This is a genomic window from Trichlorobacter sp., from assembly GCF_030247655.1.
Classification (GTDB): domain Bacteria; phylum Desulfobacterota; class Desulfuromonadia; order Geobacterales; family Pseudopelobacteraceae; genus Trichlorobacter.
The window spans coordinates 1-4,024 of record NZ_JAOTRZ010000250.1; the positions used below are offsets into that span (position 1 = coordinate 1).

Consider the following 4,024-nt stretch of genomic DNA (forward strand, 5'->3'; position numbering starts at 1 on the left):
GATCTTACCCGTACCCTCTTTAAACAGATCATGGCTCTCTTTACAGAAGGAGTTTTCCATCCGCTCCCGTTCCATACCTTTGAAGCAGACGATATTGTCAACGCCTTCAGATACATGCAGCAGTCACGTCAGATCGGCAAGATTGTCGTCACCTACAACAACGGCATCACGGCAACGCAGACCAGTGACACAACAGCACAGGGCAGCCTTACACTTCCTGCTGACGCCACCTTCCTGATAACCGGTGGCTTGAGCGGCTTTGGGCTAAAGACCGCCCAATGGCTGGTTCAGAAAGGTGTACGCAATCTGGTACTGGTCAGCCGGAGCGGCCCTGTTTCAGATGAAGCACATAACGCTATTACCAGCCTGCAACAATCAGGTGTCACCGTCCATGCTGCCGCATGCGATGTTACCAGCAAAGAAGCGTTGTCAGAGCTTCTGGCAGAGATTGCCAAAACCCTGCCCCCTCTCAGAGGTATTGTGCATGCTGCCATGGTCATCCATGACGGGCTGATTCAAACCATGGGCAGAGAACAGATCCATCAGGTCTTTGCTCCAAAAATACTGGGGGCGGCCTACCTCCATGAACTGACTCTGCAACTGCCACTTGAATACTTTATACTTTTTTCATCGGCAACCACCCTGTTTGGTAACCCCGGACAGGGAAACTACGTTGCTGCCAACTACTGGCTGGAGGCATTTGCAGCCTGTCGTGAATCAGCAGGACTACCGGTTACCTGCGTCAGTTGGAGTCCCATAAGTGACACCGGCTATCTTGCGCGCAACCAGCAGGTAAAAGATGCGCTGCAAAACCGTTTGGGCGGTGAAGCGCTGAGTACCGCTACCGCCCTTGATCTGCTTGAAAAACTCTTGCTTGGCAAACACTCTGGTCTTGGCGTACTGGATCTGGACTGGAAGACACTCAGCCGATCACTGCCAAGCGCCGACAGTCCCAAATTTATGGAGCTGAGTAGACAAGTCGGAATCAGCAATGAACATCAGGAGCAAAAGCCGGATATACGGCAACTTTTACAGCAACTCCCGGAAGCCGAACTTCTGTCAACCTTTATTGAGCTGCTGAAGCAGGAAGTAGGTACTGTACTCAGAATTGATCCGGCCAAAATTGACCAGGATCGAGTTCTTTCTGACATGGGCCTGGACTCACTCATGGGGGTAGAGCTGGCGGTAGCCCTTGAATCCCTGTGTGGCGTCAAGGTACCGGTCATGGTACTTACCGACAGCCCTACCATCACCAAGCTTGCCAGCTACCTGCTTACCCAGCTTTTTTCTGCACAGGGCGCGCAAGACAGCAACAACGGTCATGACCTGCTCGACCAGGTCCAACAGGTACTCTATCAACACGGTGCAGACCTGGCTGATGATATGGTGGAAGAGCTGGTGGCGCAGGTTCATGATGCTGCTGCATCAGATGACAAACGGATGATCCAGTAATATGTCACGCAAAGGATTGCACGGCCTTACCGCCCAACTTAAGGACGCCCTGATTCTGCAGGCGCTGGAAAGACGACTCCAGCATGTCGATCAGAAGGGAACTGTCCACGACACTACTCAATCAGATGCACTGGTTATTCCTGAAAAGTTTTACCGGTTTCAGCTGCATCCTGGCTACCAGCAACTCCGCATCATGAACGATGGCGGTGTCCGCCTCGGCGTCAGCAACCCCTTCTTCAAGCTCCATGAAGGTATTGCCGGTGCAACCACGGTTATCAATGGCAAAGAATATCTGAACTACGCAAGCTACAACTATCTTGGGCTATCAGGCCACCCAGCGGTAGCTGCGGCAGCGAAACAGGCCATTGATCAGTACGGTACCTCTGTTTCAGCCAGTCGGCCGGTATCGGGAGAACGGCCAATCCACCGACAACTTGAAAACGCCCTGGCCGAGACCTACCAGGTAGATGACGCTGTCGTATTTGTCAGTGGCCACGCCACCAACGTATCCACCATCGGCTATCTGTTCGGCCCCAAAGATCTGGTGCTCCATGATGAACTGATCCACAACAGCATCTTGCAGGGGATCCAGCTTTCTGGCGCAAAACGGCTTTCCTTTCCCCACAATGACCATGGGGCACTTGACCAGATCCTCAAAAATCAGCGACACGCCTTTGAGCGAGTGCTGGTTGTGCTGGAAGGCATCTACAGCATGGATGGCGACTACCCCGACCTGCCTGCCTTTGTTGAGATAAAAAACCGCTATCGCGCCTTTCTGATGGTAGATGAAGCCCACTCATTCGGCGTCATGGGAGAAAAAGGATTAGGCATTCGGGAACATTTCGGCCTGCAGGGAAACGACGTTGATATCTGGATGGGAACATTAAGTAAAGCTCTGGCAGGGTGCGGTGGCTATATTGCCGGTGAAACCGCACTGGTTGAACATCTTAAGTTTCTTGCACCCGGTTTTCTCTACAGTGTCGGTATGCCGCCTTCAGTTGCCGCCTCATCACTGGCAGCACTCAAGCTTATGCAGCAAACACCGGAGCTGACCGTAACATTGAAAGCACGTGGTAAACTCTTTTTAAAACTGGCGCAGGAGGCAGGAATCAATACCGGTAGCAGTTCCGGTCTTGCCATTGTACCGGCCATCACTGGCAGCTCCTTAAAGGCCGCCCGGCTTGCAGAAACACTCTTTGAACAGGGCATCAACGTACAACCGATCATCTATCCGGCAGTGCCGGAAAAATCAGCCCGGCTGCGTTTTTTCATCTCATGCCTGCACACCGAAGAACAGATCAGGCACACGGTGGCTATTCTTGCAAAAGAGACCTGATTCCATTTTCACTCCAAAGCTCCACGCAGACAGGTCCAAAAAGATCTGACACCAATCAGGCGCCTGCCTGATCGCCGTAAACGGGCCACCAGTGCAGCATCTGGCCAGGAATCATAACGTTGATCAGGCTGTTGTAATGCTCCAGCCGGGACATCTCCGCCCCTAGATAACAGTTCCAGCAAAAGCTCTGTACCCAGTAAAAACAGACGCATATTCAGACTGAACAACGTATCGCCACCGGATATCGCAAGCTCCGCTGTTGCCAGAACAGTGCCGGTATCAAAACCAGCATCCTGCCGGTGCAGCGTCACCCCCGCCTGTTTTTCCCCGTTATCCACAGCGCGGATAACGGGATCAACCCCCTTATACTCAGGCAACGCGCCCGGATGGATATTCAGGCATCCCTGAACCGGCAGGGCAAGCAGCTCCGGGCCGATCAACTGGTTAAAATGGGCCGACAGCAGCAGGTCCGGCTGTAGACTTTTAACAAATGCGATTCCTTCGCCACTGTTAATATCCCTTGAGGTGTACACCGGCACCCTGTTTTCATACAGATAGCACCTGACCGGATCATCACGGACCAGCAGACGGCGCGCCAGACAATACACGGTCGTTACCACCCAGAGGTAGGCGGCATACCGCAGCCCGGTCTTGCGTACCAGACGCGCTGCATCCCACCACATCCATCTTTTTTTGCTCAGAATACGCGTAGAGGCAACAATACCAACCAGCTCAATAGAAGATGAACGAAGTAATTCCTGCAGCACAACATCAGAATACACACTGGGAGTAGTACAGAAGACAACCCGTAATGGGCTATGATGGGCTGGTCTGTTGATCATGGCAGGGGGGCACAAGCCGGGGCGGCTATCAGAGGCTGCCCCGGTTGCTGTTTTATTTCACCACAATCCGGTCCAACGTCACCGTTCCGCTGCTAACCGTCAACACTCCATCCAGCTCGGTATAGCCGGTCTGGCCACTGTAGTTATCAGCATAGCCACCCCGCAGGGTAATGTTCAGGCCACGGTTCAGGGTCAGGTTTCCAATAAAGCTGAGTGCCTTGATCTCGATAGTTTGCCCTGCCGTAACAGCCAGACAGGCACTGCTCAGGGTACCGTAGGCAGTAGCACCGATCCGGGCCCTGGGCACCAGATTAAACAGGGCTCCCAGACTCTTATCAGCAGACATAACCACCGTGCAACCAGAGCTTGTTCCGCTGCAGGCGCCTGACCAGCC

General features: G+C 53.3%; 3 protein-coding genes and 1 pseudogene. 2 read left to right on the top strand and 2 right to left on the bottom strand.

The features are described from left to right. The coding region (locus OEL57_RS14970; RefSeq protein ID WP_300741553.1) for a beta-ketoacyl reductase at positions 1 to 1,452 on the top strand (1,452 nt) is incomplete at its 5' end. 1 nt (position 1,453) lies between these two features. Next, positions 1,454 to 2,788, top strand: coding sequence for an aminotransferase class I/II-fold pyridoxal phosphate-dependent enzyme (locus OEL57_RS14975; protein ID WP_300741555.1), 1,335 nt, complete (start codon positions 1,454 to 1,456; stop codon positions 2,786 to 2,788). An 8-nt stretch (positions 2,789 to 2,796) separates the two neighbouring features. Here OEL57_RS14975 and OEL57_RS14980 read toward each other — a convergent pair whose 3' ends face one another. Together OEL57_RS14980 and OEL57_RS14985 are read right to left on the bottom strand one after the other, a co-directional pair. Further along, positions 2,797 to 3,630 carry a formyltransferase family protein gene (locus OEL57_RS14980; RefSeq protein WP_300741556.1) on the bottom strand — a complete coding sequence of 278 codons (834 nt, stop codon included), beginning with the start codon at positions 3,628 to 3,630 and terminating at the stop codon, positions 2,797 to 2,799. Between the two features lie 52 nt (positions 3,631 to 3,682). After that, positions 3,683 to 4,024 (bottom strand): annotated as a pseudogene (locus tag OEL57_RS14985) (peptidase C10); the annotation flags it as partial.